15 protein-coding genes and 1 pseudogene are annotated in these 14,736 nt (G+C 61.7%); 6 read left to right on the forward strand and 10 right to left on the reverse strand.

Features of this window, described 5'->3' with window-relative positions:
• Positions 1-27: 27 nt before the first annotated feature.
• The 6 genes from ACWW1C_RS20375 to ACWW1C_RS20400 form a co-directional block, all read right to left on the reverse strand.
• Entirely contained in the window at positions 28-459 is a 432-nt protein-coding gene (locus ACWW1C_RS20375; protein ID WP_061003876.1) for a MaoC/PaaZ C-terminal domain-containing protein, read from the reverse strand.
• On the reverse strand, positions 456-911 hold the full coding sequence (locus tag ACWW1C_RS20380; protein ID WP_061003879.1) for a MaoC family dehydratase N-terminal domain-containing protein: 456 nt from the start codon (positions 909-911) through the stop codon (positions 456-458). Before ACWW1C_RS20380 ends, ACWW1C_RS20375 begins: the two co-directional genes overlap by 4 nt.
• Complete coding sequence (locus tag ACWW1C_RS20385) at positions 904-1,947, reverse strand: LLM class flavin-dependent oxidoreductase (RefSeq protein WP_061003881.1); 1,044 nt, start codon at positions 1,945-1,947, stop codon at positions 904-906. The genes ACWW1C_RS20380 and ACWW1C_RS20385 overlap by 8 nt, the downstream gene beginning before the upstream one ends.
• Entirely contained in the window at positions 1,944-2,381 is a 438-nt protein-coding gene (locus ACWW1C_RS20390) for a Zn-ribbon domain-containing OB-fold protein (protein ID WP_061003883.1), read from the reverse strand. Before ACWW1C_RS20390 ends, ACWW1C_RS20385 begins: the two co-directional genes overlap by 4 nt.
• Entirely contained in the window at positions 2,378-3,544 is a 1,167-nt protein-coding gene (locus tag ACWW1C_RS20395; protein WP_260939856.1) for a thiolase family protein, read from the reverse strand. Before ACWW1C_RS20395 ends, ACWW1C_RS20390 begins: the two co-directional genes overlap by 4 nt.
• A gap of 1,418 nt (positions 3,545-4,962) precedes the next feature.
• Entirely contained in the window at positions 4,963-5,940 is a 978-nt protein-coding gene (locus ACWW1C_RS20400) for a helix-turn-helix domain-containing protein (RefSeq protein ID WP_276555457.1), read from the reverse strand.
• Between the two features lie 130 nt (positions 5,941-6,070).
• On the opposite strand from ACWW1C_RS20400, the gene ACWW1C_RS20405 reads away from it, so the two are divergent.
• From ACWW1C_RS20405 to ACWW1C_RS20415, 3 genes are read left to right on the forward strand one after another with little or no spacing between them, the layout of a single operon-like run.
• Positions 6,071-6,391, forward strand: coding sequence for a 2Fe-2S iron-sulfur cluster-binding protein (locus ACWW1C_RS20405; protein WP_061004586.1), 321 nt, complete (start codon positions 6,071-6,073; stop codon positions 6,389-6,391).
• 21 nt (positions 6,392-6,412) lie between these two features.
• Entirely contained in the window at positions 6,413-7,801 is a 1,389-nt protein-coding gene (locus ACWW1C_RS20410; protein ID WP_061004584.1) for a cytochrome P450, read from the forward strand.
• Positions 7,798-8,997, forward strand: a complete 1,200-nt coding sequence (locus tag ACWW1C_RS20415; RefSeq protein ID WP_260939859.1) for an NAD(P)/FAD-dependent oxidoreductase — start codon at positions 7,798-7,800, stop codon at positions 8,995-8,997. Before ACWW1C_RS20410 ends, ACWW1C_RS20415 begins: the two co-directional genes overlap by 4 nt.
• A 74-nt stretch (positions 8,998-9,071) precedes the next feature.
• Here ACWW1C_RS20415 and ACWW1C_RS20420 read toward each other — a convergent pair.
• Positions 9,072-9,388 (reverse strand): annotated as a pseudogene (locus tag ACWW1C_RS20420) (IS481 family transposase); the annotation flags it as partial.
• A gap of 313 nt (positions 9,389-9,701) precedes the next feature.
• Between ACWW1C_RS20420 and ACWW1C_RS20425 the strand changes: the two are divergent.
• Both ACWW1C_RS20425 and ACWW1C_RS20430 read left to right on the forward strand, forming a co-directional pair.
• Complete coding sequence (locus tag ACWW1C_RS20425; RefSeq protein WP_260940101.1) at positions 9,702-9,851, forward strand: TetR family transcriptional regulator; 150 nt, start codon at positions 9,702-9,704, stop codon at positions 9,849-9,851.
• Positions 9,799-10,008, forward strand: a complete 210-nt coding sequence (locus ACWW1C_RS20430) for a hypothetical protein (RefSeq protein WP_061002722.1) — start codon at positions 9,799-9,801, stop codon at positions 10,006-10,008. The genes ACWW1C_RS20425 and ACWW1C_RS20430 overlap by 53 nt, the downstream gene beginning before the upstream one ends.
• Before the next feature lie 320 nt (positions 10,009-10,328).
• Here ACWW1C_RS20430 and ACWW1C_RS20435 read toward each other — a convergent pair whose 3' ends face one another.
• On the reverse strand, positions 10,329-10,454 hold the full coding sequence (locus ACWW1C_RS20435; protein WP_267316129.1) for a hypothetical protein: 126 nt from the start codon (positions 10,452-10,454) through the stop codon (positions 10,329-10,331).
• 609 nt (positions 10,455-11,063) lie between these two features.
• Between ACWW1C_RS20435 and ACWW1C_RS20440 the strand changes: the two genes are divergently transcribed.
• A complete protein-coding gene (locus ACWW1C_RS20440; RefSeq protein WP_260939860.1) occupies positions 11,064-12,344 on the forward strand; it encodes a PucR family transcriptional regulator in 1,281 nt (426 codons plus the stop codon).
• 102 nt (positions 12,345-12,446) lie between these two features.
• On the opposite strand, the gene ACWW1C_RS20445 is transcribed toward ACWW1C_RS20440, so the two are convergent.
• Together ACWW1C_RS20445 and ACWW1C_RS20450 are read right to left on the reverse strand one after the other, a co-directional pair.
• The gene (locus tag ACWW1C_RS20445; protein ID WP_260939861.1) at positions 12,447-13,505 is read right to left on the reverse strand and encodes an acyl-CoA dehydrogenase family protein; all 1,059 of its coding nucleotides are present in this window, start codon (positions 13,503-13,505) and stop codon (positions 12,447-12,449) included.
• Positions 13,506-13,535: 30 nt separating this feature from the next.
• Positions 13,536-14,642 (reverse strand): NDMA-dependent alcohol dehydrogenase, encoded by a 1,107-nt coding sequence (locus ACWW1C_RS20450; RefSeq protein ID WP_071289738.1) that lies wholly within the window; start codon positions 14,640-14,642, stop codon positions 13,536-13,538.
• Between the last annotated feature and the right edge of the window lie 94 nt (positions 14,643-14,736).

Consider the following 14,736-nt stretch of genomic DNA (forward strand, 5'->3'; position numbering starts at 1 on the left):
GGCCGGTGACGTCGGTCGTCGGCGCGCTCACAAGCCCACCACCACAACGGCGTTCGCCCGTATCGCGGTGTCGCCGGTCTGGCGCGTGACGTCGAGTTCGACGTCCGCTAACTGCTGGCCTTGGGCTTCTCGCACGCCGGTCACCTTGCCGGCGAAGGTGAGCACGTCGCCGGGCCACACCTGCCCGGTGAAACGGATCCGGAACGATCGGATGTTAGCCAGTCCCACCCAGTCAGTCAGCCGTTGGGCCAGCATGCCGCCGTGCAGCAGTCCCATGCCGAACACTCCGGGCATGCCGGCGGCACGGGCGAACTCCTCGTCGTGGTGGATCGGGTTGAAGTCGCCGCCGGCACCGGCGTAGCGGACGATGTGTGAGCGCGTCAGCGGACCGAATCGTGAGGTCGGAAGCTCGTCGCCGTCGGCCAACGCCACCGGCATGGAGGGCATGGACGTCGTCACTGGGAGGCTCCCGTCTCGATCAGCACGTCGGTCTGGCGTACGACGAGTTCGTCGCGCTGATTGGTGAAGTCGGTCTCGATCGTGATCATCGTCATGGTGCCGCCGCGCTTGCCTTCGCGACGGGTCACATCCGAGACTCTGCGTGTCTCGGTGAGCTCGTCGCCGACGAGTACCGGCTCGAAGTACTCCCAACGACACTCGCCGTGCAGCACGCGTCGGAGATCGAGGCCGAGGGCGGCGATCATGTCATCGTCTGTGCGCCAGTGGGCAGAGGAGACGACGAAGGTCGCGGGCGCGGGGATCGCGCCGAAGCCGGCGGTGCGCGCGGCCGCGGCATCCTGATACACCGGGTCGTGGTCGTCGAGGGACAGCGCGAACTCGCGCACTTTGGAACGGTCGACCGGGAACTTGGTGGTGCCCAGGTGCGTCCCTATGAGCGAGGGGTCAGCCATTGTGTTCGCCTTTCCCGCCGGCGATGGCCGGCGCGCAATCGCGGATCAGGCTGCCGAGGTTCTCGGCGATCCGTTCGGGTGCGAGCCCGATCGAGGGTGAGTAGAGAATGATGTGGTCCAACACGCCTTCGTACCGGCGCAACCCGTCGCGCACCTCGGCTGCGGTGCCGGCGACGGCCATCGCGTCGATCATGTCGTCTGTGACGGCGGCGAACATGGCGGGCAGGTCGCGCTGTGCGAACGCCTCGCGGATCGCCGCCCCCTGCCTAGCGAAGCCGCTCACGTCAAGCACGTGCTGGTAGCTTTTCACGGACGAGTAGAACGCGATCTGCTGCGCGGCCTCACGACGTGCGATCTGAGCGTCGTCGTGCACCGAGCAGATGACCATGGAGACGATCTCCACGTCGGCGGGATCGCGTCCGGCGCGTTCGGCACCGCGGATGACAGCGGGGCGGGCGACCTCCTCGACGTAGGCCGTGGTGAATAGCGGATGACCGGCCAAGCCGTCGGCGACGCGTCCGGCCACCTCGCACATCCGCGGACGCACGCCCGCAGTGATGATCGGGATCGCTCGCTTCGGCGGCGTGAGGTCTCCCGTGGGAACAAGGTTGAGCCGGTAGAAGCGCCCCTCGTGGTTCACTGGGCCTTCGTGCAGGTTCCAGATCCGTCGGATCAGCGGGACCAGCTCCTCCATGCGCACGGCGGGTGACGAGGTGTCCGCGACACCATGCCAGTCGCTCATCATGCGGCGTGTGCCGTTACCGAGGCCGAGGACAACACGCCCGTCTGAAAGCTCGTCGAGGTCGCGCGCTTCGGTGGCCAGCACCATTGGACTACGCCCAACGCCGTACAGGATCGACGACCCCAGGCGGCAGTGCCGTGTTCGCGCGGCCATCGCGGCCATCGAGATAGAGCCGGAGCGCGAGTAGAACTCGGATGCCCAGGCGGCGTCGAATCCGGCGCGGTCGGCGGCCACGGCTGTATCGACGAGGGTCGCCAACTCCGCGCCGAGCACGGAGACGCCGTACGTACTCAAGACGCCGCCGGCCGGAATCGCACCAGCCCTAGGTCCTCGCTCACGCGCTCGAACACTGCGCGCACTCGCGCGCCGATGACGACGTCGTCGGGTGCCACGCCCTCGAGACTTGCCAACAACTGCGGCCCCTCGTCGAGTCGGACGAGCACGACCACGTACGGCTCGCTCCGCGGAAACGAATCCCACGGACGGCGGTACACCGGCGCGAAACTGATGATCTCGCCGGTGCCCGCCGCAGTCTCCCAGGCCAACTCGGCTTCATAGCAGACCGGACACACCAGCCGCGGGTACAGGAACGGGTGACCGTTCGCGCACCGCTGGAAGACAAGTACCCCGCAGGCCGCCGCGGCGAAATAGCGTCGGTTGACGTCGGTCAGCGGCGGCAATGCCTCCGGATCGTGCAGACCGTCGAGGAAACTCGAAACCGTGGTCATGACGCCCCCTCCATCACCATGCTGACGTGACTGCACAGCATCGAGCCGTAGCTGTGTACGAACGCAGTATCCGCGCCGAGCACCTGACGGCCCTCGGCGCGACCGGACAACTGCCAGTAACCCTCAAGGATCTGCGAAATGCCAGAGGAGGTCCCGGTGTGCCCGAACCGGATCAGACCCCCGTCGGTGTTCACCGGCAGGTCGCCGCCCGGATCGGCGCGCCCGTCACGGTAGAAACCGCCCGCCCCGCCGGGCTTCACGAAGCCCGCCTCCTCCAGGATCATCGCCGGGTTGGAGGCGAAGGCGTCGTAGAGCAGAGCGATGTCGACGTCGGCCGGCGCCCGTCCGGAGCGCTCGAACGCCATCGGACCCGACCTAGCGGCCCCGGTGCGACCCGGCCGGGCCAACGACGTCAGGAAGCCGTGAGTGTGGCCCTCTCCAAAGCCCAAAACATGGACGGGCCGGTGCTTGCCCTCGCGGGCTCGACGGGCAGAGCCCAGCACCAGCGCGCCACCACCCTCGCAGGGAATCGAACAGTGGTAGAAGTGAAACGGTCCTGCGATCGGCCGGGACGACATCACGTCGTCGACGCTGAGGCGCTCAGCGTCATGAGCGATCGCCGCGGGGTTCAACGCAGCCCAACGGTCTTGCGACACGGTTACCTCGGCGATGTCGGCCTTGCCCTGGCCGGTTTCGTGCATCCACGCCTGCGCGATCAGGCCGTAGAGCGCGGGAACTGATGGCCCGTAGGGCATTTCGAACGCGTGGTCGCACACCAGCGACATGAGTTCGCGTCCGCCGTCGCGTATCGGCGGGAACTTGCCCGCCGATACGACGAGTACCGTTTCAGCCTCGCCTCGGGCGATGACGTTACTCGCCACACGGGTCATGGCGAGATGGGTCCCGCCGCCGAGTTGACAAGTCATCTGGAGCTTCAGATTGTGCAGACCAAGGTAGTCCATAAGGTCCTCGGACAGGAAGATCGAGCCTTCGTTCGTCATCGGCCCAGCGCACACGAGTCCGTCGACCTCATCCGCCGAAACACCCGCATCGGCAAGCGCCGCCACCGCGGCGCGCACGTGCATTTCGGTGGATGTGTAAGGGACTTTCCTGCCCGGAGTGAGCTCGGCGGCGCCGATGATGGCCGGCTGATCGTAAGACACCCGCACTCCTCTCAACCCCCGCACTCAGCGACGGTCCCAATGTTAACAATGGTTAGCATAGCGTTCTCAAGTCGTCCAGGTAAACCCTTCTCGCCTCTCGCATGCCCAGCAGCGGATTTTTGCGAAAATTGTTGCGCCCCTTAACTAAGGGGCTCGATGAGGACTCGGCTCACGCGCGGGTTCAGTGTGTCTGAAAACGTGCGCGGCCCGGGTCCGTGGTCAGCCATCTTTCAGATCGACGCGGACAAGTGCGGGGCCCGAAACTGCCGGAAGTGCCGGCTAGCTAGCGAGAGATTCCCCAGAATGTGAGCTGCGTTTAGCTGCGCCCAGGTGCGGGGAAACGCAATACCCATGCCGATGCTGAACCAGCACATCGCTTCGCGACTGACAGCGAGTCGAGAGCGCTACTACTGCCGCGTACTCAGTTCCGAGCCAGATGAAATTGGGACATTTCGCGGTCGTCAAAGTAGGTGGCGACACCACGCTCGACTTGGTCGACGCGAGTATCGATTTCAACGGGCAACACGATGGGTTCCTCGTGACCAAAGAGCAGTTCTACGAGATCCTTATCTCTCGTCCAGGCTCGCGACCAACCCTACCGGTCCGAGCCGATGCACGACGATCCGAATTTGACCGATCGCTGCGACAACTGAAGGGCGGCTACTTCGACGACTGTACGGCCACAAGCTCGAAATCCTCACGCACTCGTACGGCGGCGGCGGCGCAGAAGCCGACCAGGTGCACTCCTCCTCGCGTCAGTCATCGAAGACATCTGCCGGGACGCCGATCTAAACTAGGGCGGTTTGACGCTGAAAATCGAAACGGGAGCGGATGCTCACGCACAGGGCACGGGTGTCCCGGCCGGCGTGGATAGGCCGGGACTCGTCACCACTTTCGACCTTGCGGCGCCGTTGTTTCCGAGGTGCGCCCGCTACTTGGGTGACGAGCACTCAATGGCCATTTTCGGGTGAAACGAGTTCACGCCGCGACTCACAAGGCGCAGCGCGAACCGCCGCCGAAGGGGGCCAGATAGCCGTCAACATCGCTGAATCCCATTGACAGGCATAAGCCATTGGTCAGTTCGGTGAAGTCTCCCGCCTGTTTGCGCCCACCGTGGTTCTAGTACTTCGGAACGCCTCCGGACTCGGCCATTCCGTCGTTGGTTACGCGGCGTTTCCTGCCGCGGCGGAAAAGGGGGCCGTGACTCGCCGATGCGGCCGTGGTCGACGAACGGGCCGGACACAACGAACTGGGCATCAGGAGTGCACCAGATGTCCACTGGCTCGTCCGAGTCGTTTGCCTGGGTGAGGCAGCTGTCCCGCAAAACGGACCATTGCCTCGAAACCGTTGCGATGAAAGGGAAGTCGCTGAGAGCCGCGTTCCCGTCGGGATCGGCGAGCATGTGGAAGCCAAACAATTCAAGGGCGTCTGAAATAGCTCGGAGACCGACCGGTCCAGCGTTTGAAGGCGTGTGTGAAGTTTGTGAGGTCGTTATAGCCGAGCTCTGCAGCGACCTCGCTGATAGAGACCGATCGGTCGAGGAGTCGCACGATCGCCCGCTCCTGCATGAAGGTCTGACGCAACTCGCGGAAGGTGGTCCCCTCCTCCGAGAGGCGCCGTTTCAAGGTGCTCGTGGACATCGAGAACTCGCCTGCGGCACGGCTGCTGCTCGCCTGTGCGGGATCCTTCTCCAGAAGCTGCCTTATTTGCTCGGTGAACGACGCGTCACGTCGCCGCTCTAGAACTCGCCGCAGATCGGCGACGGCAATCCGATACGCAACAGGATCCGAGAAGCGACAGACCTCGTCAAGCGTATCCACGGGTACGTGAATAAACGAGGTAGGGGCGCCGAAGAAGAGGCGCCCAGTCAGCGTTTCCGCGTCCAACACCCGCCCAGCCGGGGCTGAATGACTTAGATGCAGTTCAACACTCGGTACAACACCGGCTAGCATGTCGAGCATGCGCAGCAATGCGAGTCCGCCGTAGGTGACGGCCAGACAATTCAGGCCAACGTCACCTGTGCGGCCCGTGAGCCCGATTGTGAGTCCGCGTTGATTCGAGTGGAACGACGGGCTCAGGGCTGTTGTGATCACCGGCAGATAGGCCAGCAACTCGACGACCTCGGCTACGGAGCCCGCACTGACCAGTGGAACGCTGAGTGCCCCGAATGACGTCAGTTTGGCGTGTTCAGCGAATGCGAAACCCAGACGGGTGCCGTGATCAACGTTGAAATCGGGATAAATCTCTTTAAACCATCTTAAGGGGACCTGCGCGTCGGGTCCGACCAACATCGACTCGTTGACGTGCTCTCGAACCATGATGTCACGGAGAGCATCGACCGCGTCGCGCCCCAGCGCCTCACCGTCGAGCATCTGCAGGAAGGCCAGTGCCGGCATACCTGCGTCACCGAACTCCACGTGTCCCCTTACATGAGCCAAAAACACAACTCTTTGACTCGTCCGATCCTAGCGACCCCGGTTTTTGCCGACAACACTCGGAGAGGTCCGATATGGAGGAGAGCTGATCATGGCAGTCGTAACCTTTGTCTCTCACGATGGTGAGTCGTACGAAGCGACCCTTGTCGAGGGTCAATCGTTAATGCAGATCGCGCTGAACAACGCGGTACCCGGAATCGACGGCGATTGCGGCGGGGAAGCCGCCTGCGGCACGTGCCACGTGATCGTGGACCACGAGTGGTCAGACAAGGTGGGTAGCTCGGGAGCGATCGAAGAAGACATGCTCAGCATGCATCCCGAGCGTCAACCAACTTCGAGACTGTCGTGCCAGATGGCCGCGTCTGAGGTTTGGGACGGCTTGACCGTCGAACTGCCCGAATTCCAACTGTAAACCACGAGAGCGGAATAAAAGATGAGTATTTCCTCAGCAGTCACCGCGAAAGTACAGTCCACGCTGCCCGTGAAGATGCAACTGAGGGGCGCTCACGGCTACGACAAGATGCGCCGGTTGATCACCGGGACGAACGGCCAGAAGATGTTCACCGAGACCCCCATCCCGCCGGTCGAGGACGTCGACTTGGCTGATATCGATCTCAGCAACCCGTTCCTCTACCGTCAGGGTCGCTGGCAGTCCTACTTCGAGCGGGTGCGCAACGAGGCTCCGGTGCATTACCAGGCGAAGAGTCCGTTCGGTCCGTTTTGGTCGGTGACCCGGCATGAGGACATCATCGCCGTGGACAAGAACCACGAGGTGTTCTCGGCGGAACCGTTCATCATCATTGGCACTCCGCCCCGCTTCATGGACGTCGCGATGTTCATCGCGATGGACCCGCCGCGCCACGACCGCCAGCGCGCCACCGTCCAGGGAGTTGTGGCGCCGAAGAACCTGCGTGAGATGGAGGGGTTGATCCGCTCACGCGTTCGGGAGGTGTTGGACGACCTGCCGGTGAACGAGCCGTTCGAGTGGGTACAGAACGTCTCTGTCGAGCTGACCGCACGCATGCTGGCGACGCTGTTGGACTTCCCGTACGAGCGGCGCCGCAAGCTGGTGGAGTGGTCGGATCTGGCCGGCTCCATGGAGCAGGCCAACGGTGGTCCGTCCGACAACGACGAGATTTTCCGCGGCATGGTTGATATGGCGCAGGGGCTCGGTGCGCTCTGGCGCGACAAGGCAGCTCGAACGGCCAGCGGGGAAGAGCCCGGATTCGATCTGATCACGATGCTGCAGAGCAACGACGAAACGAAAGATCTCATCGACCGCCCGATGGAGTTTCTGGGCAACCTGCTGCTGCTGATCATCGGGGGCAATGACACCACGCGTAACTCGATGAGTGGAGGGGTGCTGGCCCTCAACGAGTTCCCCGACCAGTTCGAGAAACTGAAGGCGAACCCCGACCTGATCCCCGGAATGGTTCCCGAGATCATCCGGTGGCAGACCCCCTTGGCGTACATGCGGCGAGTCGCGAAGAAGGACACCATGCTGAACGGGCAGTTCATCCGCAAGGGCGACAAGCTGGTGATGTGGTACGCCTCAGGCAATCGGGATGAGCGTGTCTTCGAGCGGCCCGACGAGTTGATCATCGATCGAAGCAACGCCCGCAATCACATCGCCTTCGGGTTCGGCGTGCACCGGTGCATGGGCAACCGGCTCGCCGAGCTTCAGCTGCGGATCCTGTGGGAGGAACTGCTCCCACGCTTCGAGAACATCGAGGTCATCGGCGAGCCTGAGTACGTGCAATCGAATTTCATTCGGGGCATCAGCAAGTTGATGGTCCGCCTCACCCCCAAAGAGAGTGCATGACGACCGAACGGGCGGTGATCGTCGGGGCCAGCCACGCCGGCGCGCAGCTGGCGGGCAATCTCCGGCGTGACGGCTGGGCCGGCGAGATCGTCCTGATCGGGGATGAGGGGAAACTGCCGTATCACCGTCCGCCGTTGTCGAAGGCCTACCTGGCCGGCAAGAGCAACCTCGACGAACTCCTGATCCGCAGTGCCGATTTTTACCCCAAGCAGGACATTAAGCTTGTGCACTCGACCGTGGATTCGATCGACCGGGCTGCGGGGCGCGTGTTATTGGATACCGGCGACACGGTGAGCTATACCAAGCTCGCGTTGTGTGTCGGCGCGAGGGCTAGGCAACTGCCGATTCCGGGGGCGGACCTTCGCGGGATTCACTACTTGCGCACCGCGGCTGACGTCGAATCGATCCGAGCAGCTGCTGTACCCGGCCGTCGGGTCGTAATCGTGGGGGGCGGCTACATCGGGTTGGAGACAGCGGCCTCGTTGTATTCGCTGGGCATGCAGGTCACCGTGCTGGAGGCGACGGATCGTGTACTTGAACGGGTTACCGCGCCGGAGGTGTCGGCGTTCTTCACGCGGATCCACCGCGACGCGGGCGTGGACATTAGGACTCAGGCCCTCGTCGAAGCCTTCACCGGCAACGGCAACGTGCGAGAGGTAGTGCTGGCGGACGGCGCATTACTTCCTGCCGATGTGGTGATCGTCGGTGTCGGCGTGGTACCCAACACCGAACTCGCTTCAGCCGCAGGATTATCCGTCGATAATGGCATCGTGATCGATGACCAGGCCCGCACCAGCGATCCGGACATCGTGGCCGCCGGCGACTGCACCAGCCACGTGATGGCCCGATACGGTTCACGCATTCGGCTGGAATCGGTGCCGAGCGCCGGCGAGCAGGCCAAGATCGCCGCGGCGACCATCTGCGGGAAGCGCAGCGCCATCGCTGCGCTACCGTGGTTCTGGTCCGACCAGTACGATCTCAAACTCCAGATCGCCGGTCTGAACACCGGATACGACGAAGTCGTGCTCAGCGGCGATCCGTCGCGCCATAGAGAATTCAGTTGCTTTTACTTCCGTGATGGCGAACTCATCGCCGCCGACTGCGTCAATCGACCACGCGATTTCATGCTTGCTAAACGGGCCATCACCAAATGTCTTCCCACCGACCGCGCCGAACTGCTCGCCGGTTCAGCCTGAACCGCCAAACGTCTCGGAACGGGGGTTGATCAGCTCAGCAAGGACGACTCCTCACAGATGGGGAGTCAACCAATCCGGGGGGCGGTCCCGGTCTCCTTATACGTCACCCGCGAGTGGTCATCGACCGCGTGATTGATGTTGGCGTATTCCACGCCGCTGTGGTTGCGCTGACCTGGCGGCCGGCTTTTTGATCATCGAGATGCACCAGGTCCCGGGCTCGGAGTGCTCATAGCGATGTGGTGTGGTTCGGCGCACCACCAAACCTGGTGTTCTGGTCCGGAGCCATCCGGTAGCGGCCAAGGACCGCTTCGACCGTCGAGCGCTACATGCCTAGATGTTACGGCGATGTGATGCGGTCCCAGCGACATCTGAAACGCACCTTGATGATTCGCGCTGGCCCGTCCGCGAATTGCAAGTAGCGCGCTTCTGACAGACGAGAAAGACTCGCAGGCCAGTCTTTCGGAGCACAATTCACGTTCGGTGCTGATGTCGGGAGATTCAGCTTGAGTAAGTGAGTCAACGCTAACATCACGGGCTGTGCTTCGACTCCGCAGGCGTCGTGCACGGTCCAGACAACCACCCTTTTCCGCGAAAGGAAGGTCGGCTATGAGTCCGACGGTCGCAGAAGAGGCGGTGAACGTCGAGCGCGGATTCTGACGGCGGCCGCGCAGATTATCGCGGACCGCGGATATCATTCCCCATCGCTGGCCGATATCCGCGATTCCGCCAGCGTCGTCGGTCCAGCGATTTACCGACACTTCGAAAGCAAGGCAGGCTTGCTGGCGGCGCTATTCGAGCAAAGTGATCGACACGCTGCTGCAGCGTGCTTCCTCGATCGTCGAACAGAGCCGTGACGACGCCGAGGCACTGACCGCCCTCGTCGCGGACCATGTAGCGCTCGTTTTGGACCAACGCGAGCTCGCCATCGTCTACTACCGCGAATTTCACAATCTGGCCGCGCAGCAGCGCAGTCAGTTACGTCGCAAACAGCGTCTATATCTCGAGGAGTAGGTGCACGTCCTCAGTGAGCTCCGCCCCGAACTTGACGAGACAGGATTACGCGCTGTAGTCCACGGCGCAATTGGAGCGATTCAGTCGACGTTGCCATACCGCGAAACCGGTATGGCCGCCGAACGCATTTCGGTTCTACTCGCCGATTTGGGGCATGCCGTTCTTGGTGTCGCTCAAGTTTAGATGATGAAAGCCATTACTGCGTGCCCGAACCGTGATGCTCAATTTTCCCGACCCGCCGGAAGTTCTTGCAACAGCGGCGATCGTCGGCGAAGCAACGAGGGTCTACTTCACCAAATGAGTTTATGTCAGTTGATCGATCACCCGCTGGTAGGCTGCGGGTGCGAAAAGCGATGTCGCGCGACATAGTTGATGAGCATGGCCAGACCGGTCAGTGCCAGCTGCACCAGGTGGGCGAGCCAGAGCGTTGCTTTGCGTGAAATCATTGGCTGAACCGTGCGGCCGTAAATTATAGCGATGCGAGTCGGCGCGGGAACGCCGTGCACCAGCTGCCGCATACTCGGCCGTGACCGCACGTCGGGTCATCACTGGCACTAATTCGATTTCAGATTCAACGCATGTCAGAGACCACCTGGCACTGCAAGTAGCCCGGCGCACGGCTCAGATGGTGGCGAAGGCGCACTCGCTTGACGCTGCGCAAGAGCTGACTACTACAAGCCGATTGCCGGCCGTTGATCAGTGGGCAGTCTCCGTCTACAACGGTGGGTTGTCCCGAGCATGGTCGACTGCCAACCAGTCGTCATCGATCGAAGCGAGTGCTCGCCCGACATCCGGACGCGAGCCAACATAGGCAACAACAGGCCGACTTATGCCGGCAACGCATGCCAACACAGTGAAAGCTGCGATGAATGACATAAAGGTCCTCCTACGATGAGGCGAGCCGCACGATATCGATTACTGAAATCCGCCGGTCACCGCCGGGAACAGCGATTTCCACATTAACGCGGTGGCTCAACTAGAGCTACGTAGGTTATCGATGAATGCCGAGGAAATGTTTGTCGCCAGTAGACAAAGGTAGCGCCTACCATGGACCCATGGTGGTTCACCCCGCTTCTGACAGGGCGATGCCCGTTCACGTCGCCGAGGTACTCGGTGGCCTGGGGCAGCAATTGCGCGATCTACCGGATCTGATCCAGAGGCTTCTGGCGGCCGAGGTCGCAGAGCTAAGTGGGGACGGTCAGCTCGAAGATCTTCTCATCGAGACTGTCGCGGCGAACGTCGAAACCTGGTTTTCGACCCTCCGTTACGACATCCCGATCGCAATTGTGGAACCACCCGCAGCGGCGCTTGAACATGCCCGCAGGATGGCACAGCGTGGAGTACCGGCCAATTCCCTGCTGCGGGCTTATCGACTGGGTCATCAGCAAGGACTGCGATTCGTGATCGACGAGATCAGACGGTCGAATCTGTCACCAGAACTGAAGCTCGATCTCTACGAACACATCACGCGAGTGTCGTTCGGCTACATTGACTGCGTTTCCGAACAGCTACTGAGCACGTATCAAGAAGAGCACACGGTGTGGGAAGAGCATCGTCGCGGAGCTCGCACACAGGTAGTACGCGACGTTCTCGCAGGCATGGACGTCAACATCGCCACGACGTCCGAGATGATCCAGTATCCACTGGACGCCCTGCATACCGCGATCGTCCTGTGGTGGGATCGCCCGCGAGAGGACCACGATGCACAACCGGAGACGACCAAGAGACTCCTGAAACGTGCATCACGTGCGGTGGGGGCCGTGTCCGCCCTGCATCTGTCCGTGGACCGTTTGGTGGGGTGGGCCTGGATTGCGGTGAACGACGAGACTGCGGTGGCCCACCTCCGCAGGTTCATAGAGTCAGAGCAGGACGTGCCCAACGTCGCCGTAGGAACACCGCTCGCCGGTATCGACGGATTTCGGCGATCACATCGCCAGGCGGAACGGGCTCGTCTAGTCGCTATTGCGGCCGAAGGTGCGGAGCACCGCTTCATTAGCGCGGCCGATCCGGGGGTTGCGCTTGGCTCTCTGCTCGTCAATGACATTGATGCGATGAGCATGTTCGTCCGCGATACCCTCGGGCCCCTCGCTTGCAACTCTGTAGCCGACCTAAAACTCCGTGAAACAGCCAAAGTCTTTCTCCGTTCGGGAGCTAGCCTTAAGTCAGCGGGAGAAGAACTGCACCTGCACAGCAATACGGTCAAGTACCGAGTAGGGCGTGCAGCCCAGCGACGGGGCCGACCCCTAACCGACGACCGGCTCGATGTCGAGATCGCCTTAGAAATGTGCGAGTTGTTCGGAGCAGCGGTGCTCAACTCGGATGGTCATACCCATTAGCTTGGGAGTCACGCGATTCCCTTGAGGTCATCTGTCTCCAAGCTACAACCGCGTGGAATCACGTTTGTCTGCCCGGCAAACATCGCGACGCGGTGGCCGCACCTATGATGTAAATCCCGGTAACGGATGGGCGCCGTTCAACACATGATTCCCCACCTCGGCGATCTTGTACGCCACCGGATCGTGCAGGGTGTGGGTCCTGATGTTGCGCCAGAAGCGATCGAAGCCGTAACGCGGATGCGTCCCCCTGGCTCCGATGACCTCGAAGATCCGGCTGGTGATGTCAAGTGCGGCTTGCGATGCCAGCGCTTTGGCGCCCACCGCCAGAACCATCAGTTCTCCTCGATCCTCCGCCGACAGTTGATCGCCCTTGTTCCACACCGTCTCAAAAACTCGCGCGGCCTCGCGCGCGGCGGCATCGGCGCCTTGCAATGCGATGCCGAACTCGCCGTAGGTGCGGATAACGTATGGATCCTCAACGGCTTGGGTCACGCCCGCCGGCGTCCACGGCCTGGCCTGTGTGCGCGTGTACTCAGCGGCTGCGTCGAGAGCCCCTCTCGCGATGCAGAGATAGACGTTGACGAAGACGAGCTGGACGAGCGGTCCAAACAGACTGCCTCGCTGAAACTGGAATAAGGCGCTCAGCACGGCGTTCGGACCGCCGAGCACCTCGTCTGGGCGTACTTCGACGTCATGGAATTCGGTGGTGCCGCTGTCGGTTCGGCGCATGCCCAATGCTTGCCAGTCATCGTTGATGACGACACCGGCCCGGTCGGTGGGGATAACCGCGGTGATGATCGCCCCCTTTTGGTCGGAGTCGTCCTGAACGACGCCGAACACGAGGAGCAGGTCGGACCCCTTGGCCCCGCTGCTGAAGTGTTTTATGCCATCGAAGCGATAGCCACCGACTTCGGTCGGGGTGGCGTGGACCTTCCAGTCCAGGACGTGACTTCGAAAACCCGGCTCCAGATAGCCCAGCTTCTGCGCCTTTACGTGCAGGTTGCGCGGAATTTCACCTTGCGCTCCGAAATGGTGCGCAGACATGCCTCCCGCGAACGGTGGGTTGCGTGAGTGTTTACCCGCTGCGGCTTCACCAGGCCAGTCGTGGCGATCTTCACCGAGCCCGAGACCAAGCCCTTGCGTGAAAATCCGCAGCGGCAACGACGTGACCCAATCCCGTACGGTCAGATGTCAAAATCGGATCAGTCCGCGAATATTTGTTCCTGATCGCATGTCATCGTACCCATCGTTAATTTGATCCAATGAGTATTCCCGGGTAATCAGCTCATCAAGCTTCAGCTGCCCGGCGGCATAAAGTTCAACCAACTGCGGAATATCGTGGGGCGCGTTTGATGAACCATAGAGCGCACCACGAATTTGCTTCTCGTAGAGCGTGATCTCAAGCAGGGATCCACTTATCGACGTGTCGTCAGGGTGCCCGATGGCCGTAACCACAACGCGCCCGCGCTTTCCAACCAAAGCGAGCGCCTCGCCCGTGTAGGATACTTCGGCGATGTCCGTGGTGAGAATACATACATCGGCCAATTTGCCGAACGTGATGTCACTAACGACTGACCACGCTTCGTCCATTGAAGCTGCGGTGTGTGTCGCGCCGAAATCCCGGGCCTGCTGCCGCTTAAATTCCACGGGATCGACCGCCACGATCGTGAGCGCTCCAGCGATGCGCGCACCCTGAATCGCATTCATTCCGATACCGCCTGCACCAACGACCACAACCGTATCGCCGGCGCGCACCTCTCCGGTCCGTACAGCCGAGCCATAGCCGGTCGTAACGCCGCAACCGATCAATGCTGCCTTGTCAAGGGGAATTCCACTGTCTATTTTTACCAGTGACGATTTCGGCACCACGGTGTACTCGGAAAACGTCCCCAGCAAGCACATTTGTCCGACATCTTCGCCTCGAGCATGGAACCGGTAGGTGCCATCAAGTTGCGGCCCCATCATCAGCGCTGCTCCGAGTTCGCAGAGATTCCCCATACCGCGGGCACAGTAGGAACACCGACCGCACGAGGGCAGGAAGGTCAAGATGACGGAATCGCCTTCGGCGAACTCATCAACGCCCACGCCACACTCAATAACTGTGCCGGCACCTTCGTGGCCACCGACAACCGGCAGCGGGATTGGCAGATCACCGGTTACGAGATGCTCATCAGAATGGCACAGTCCCGTGGCCGCAAGGCGCACAAGTACCTCGCCAGCACCCGGAGGGTCGAGCTCAATCTCTTCGACCTCCCATTTCTGACCCAGACCCCACAAAACCGCAGCACGTGTCTTCACGTTGAATATGTCCTTTCGGTGGTAAAAATGCTTAGTAAATACAGAATTTAACGTTGAGCACTACCCTAAAGCGGGGTTACTATGCGACGGCGAT

It is taken from the genome of Mycobacterium sp. HM-7 (assembly GCF_053852335.1).

Bases quoted from the DNA above. Each gene is read 5' to 3' on its own strand.
- ACWW1C_RS20380 (WP_061003879.1), bottom strand. From the start codon at position 911: ATGGCTGACCCCTCGCTCATAGGGACGCACCTGGGCACCACCAAGTTC.
- ACWW1C_RS20405 (WP_061004586.1), top strand. From the start codon at position 6,071: ATGGCAGTCGTAACCTTTGTCTCTCACGATGGTGAGTCGTACGAAGCG.
- ACWW1C_RS20410 (WP_061004584.1), top strand. From the start codon at position 6,413: ATGAGTATTTCCTCAGCAGTCACCGCGAAAGTACAGTCCACGCTGCCC.
- ACWW1C_RS20435 (WP_267316129.1), bottom strand. From the start codon at position 10,454: ATGATTTCACGCAAAGCAACGCTCTGGCTCGCCCACCTGGTGCAGCTG.
- ACWW1C_RS20440 (WP_260939860.1), top strand. From the start codon at position 11,064: ATGGTGGTTCACCCCGCTTCTGACAGGGCGATGCCCGTTCACGTCGCC.
- ACWW1C_RS20400 (WP_276555457.1), bottom strand. From the start codon at position 5,940: ATGCCGGCACTGGCCTTCCTGCAGATGCTCGACGGTGAGGCGCTGGGG.
- ACWW1C_RS20415 (WP_260939859.1), top strand. From the start codon at position 7,798: ATGACGACCGAACGGGCGGTGATCGTCGGGGCCAGCCACGCCGGCGCG.
- ACWW1C_RS20390 (WP_061003883.1), bottom strand. From the start codon at position 2,381: ATGACCACGGTTTCGAGTTTCCTCGACGGTCTGCACGATCCGGAGGCA.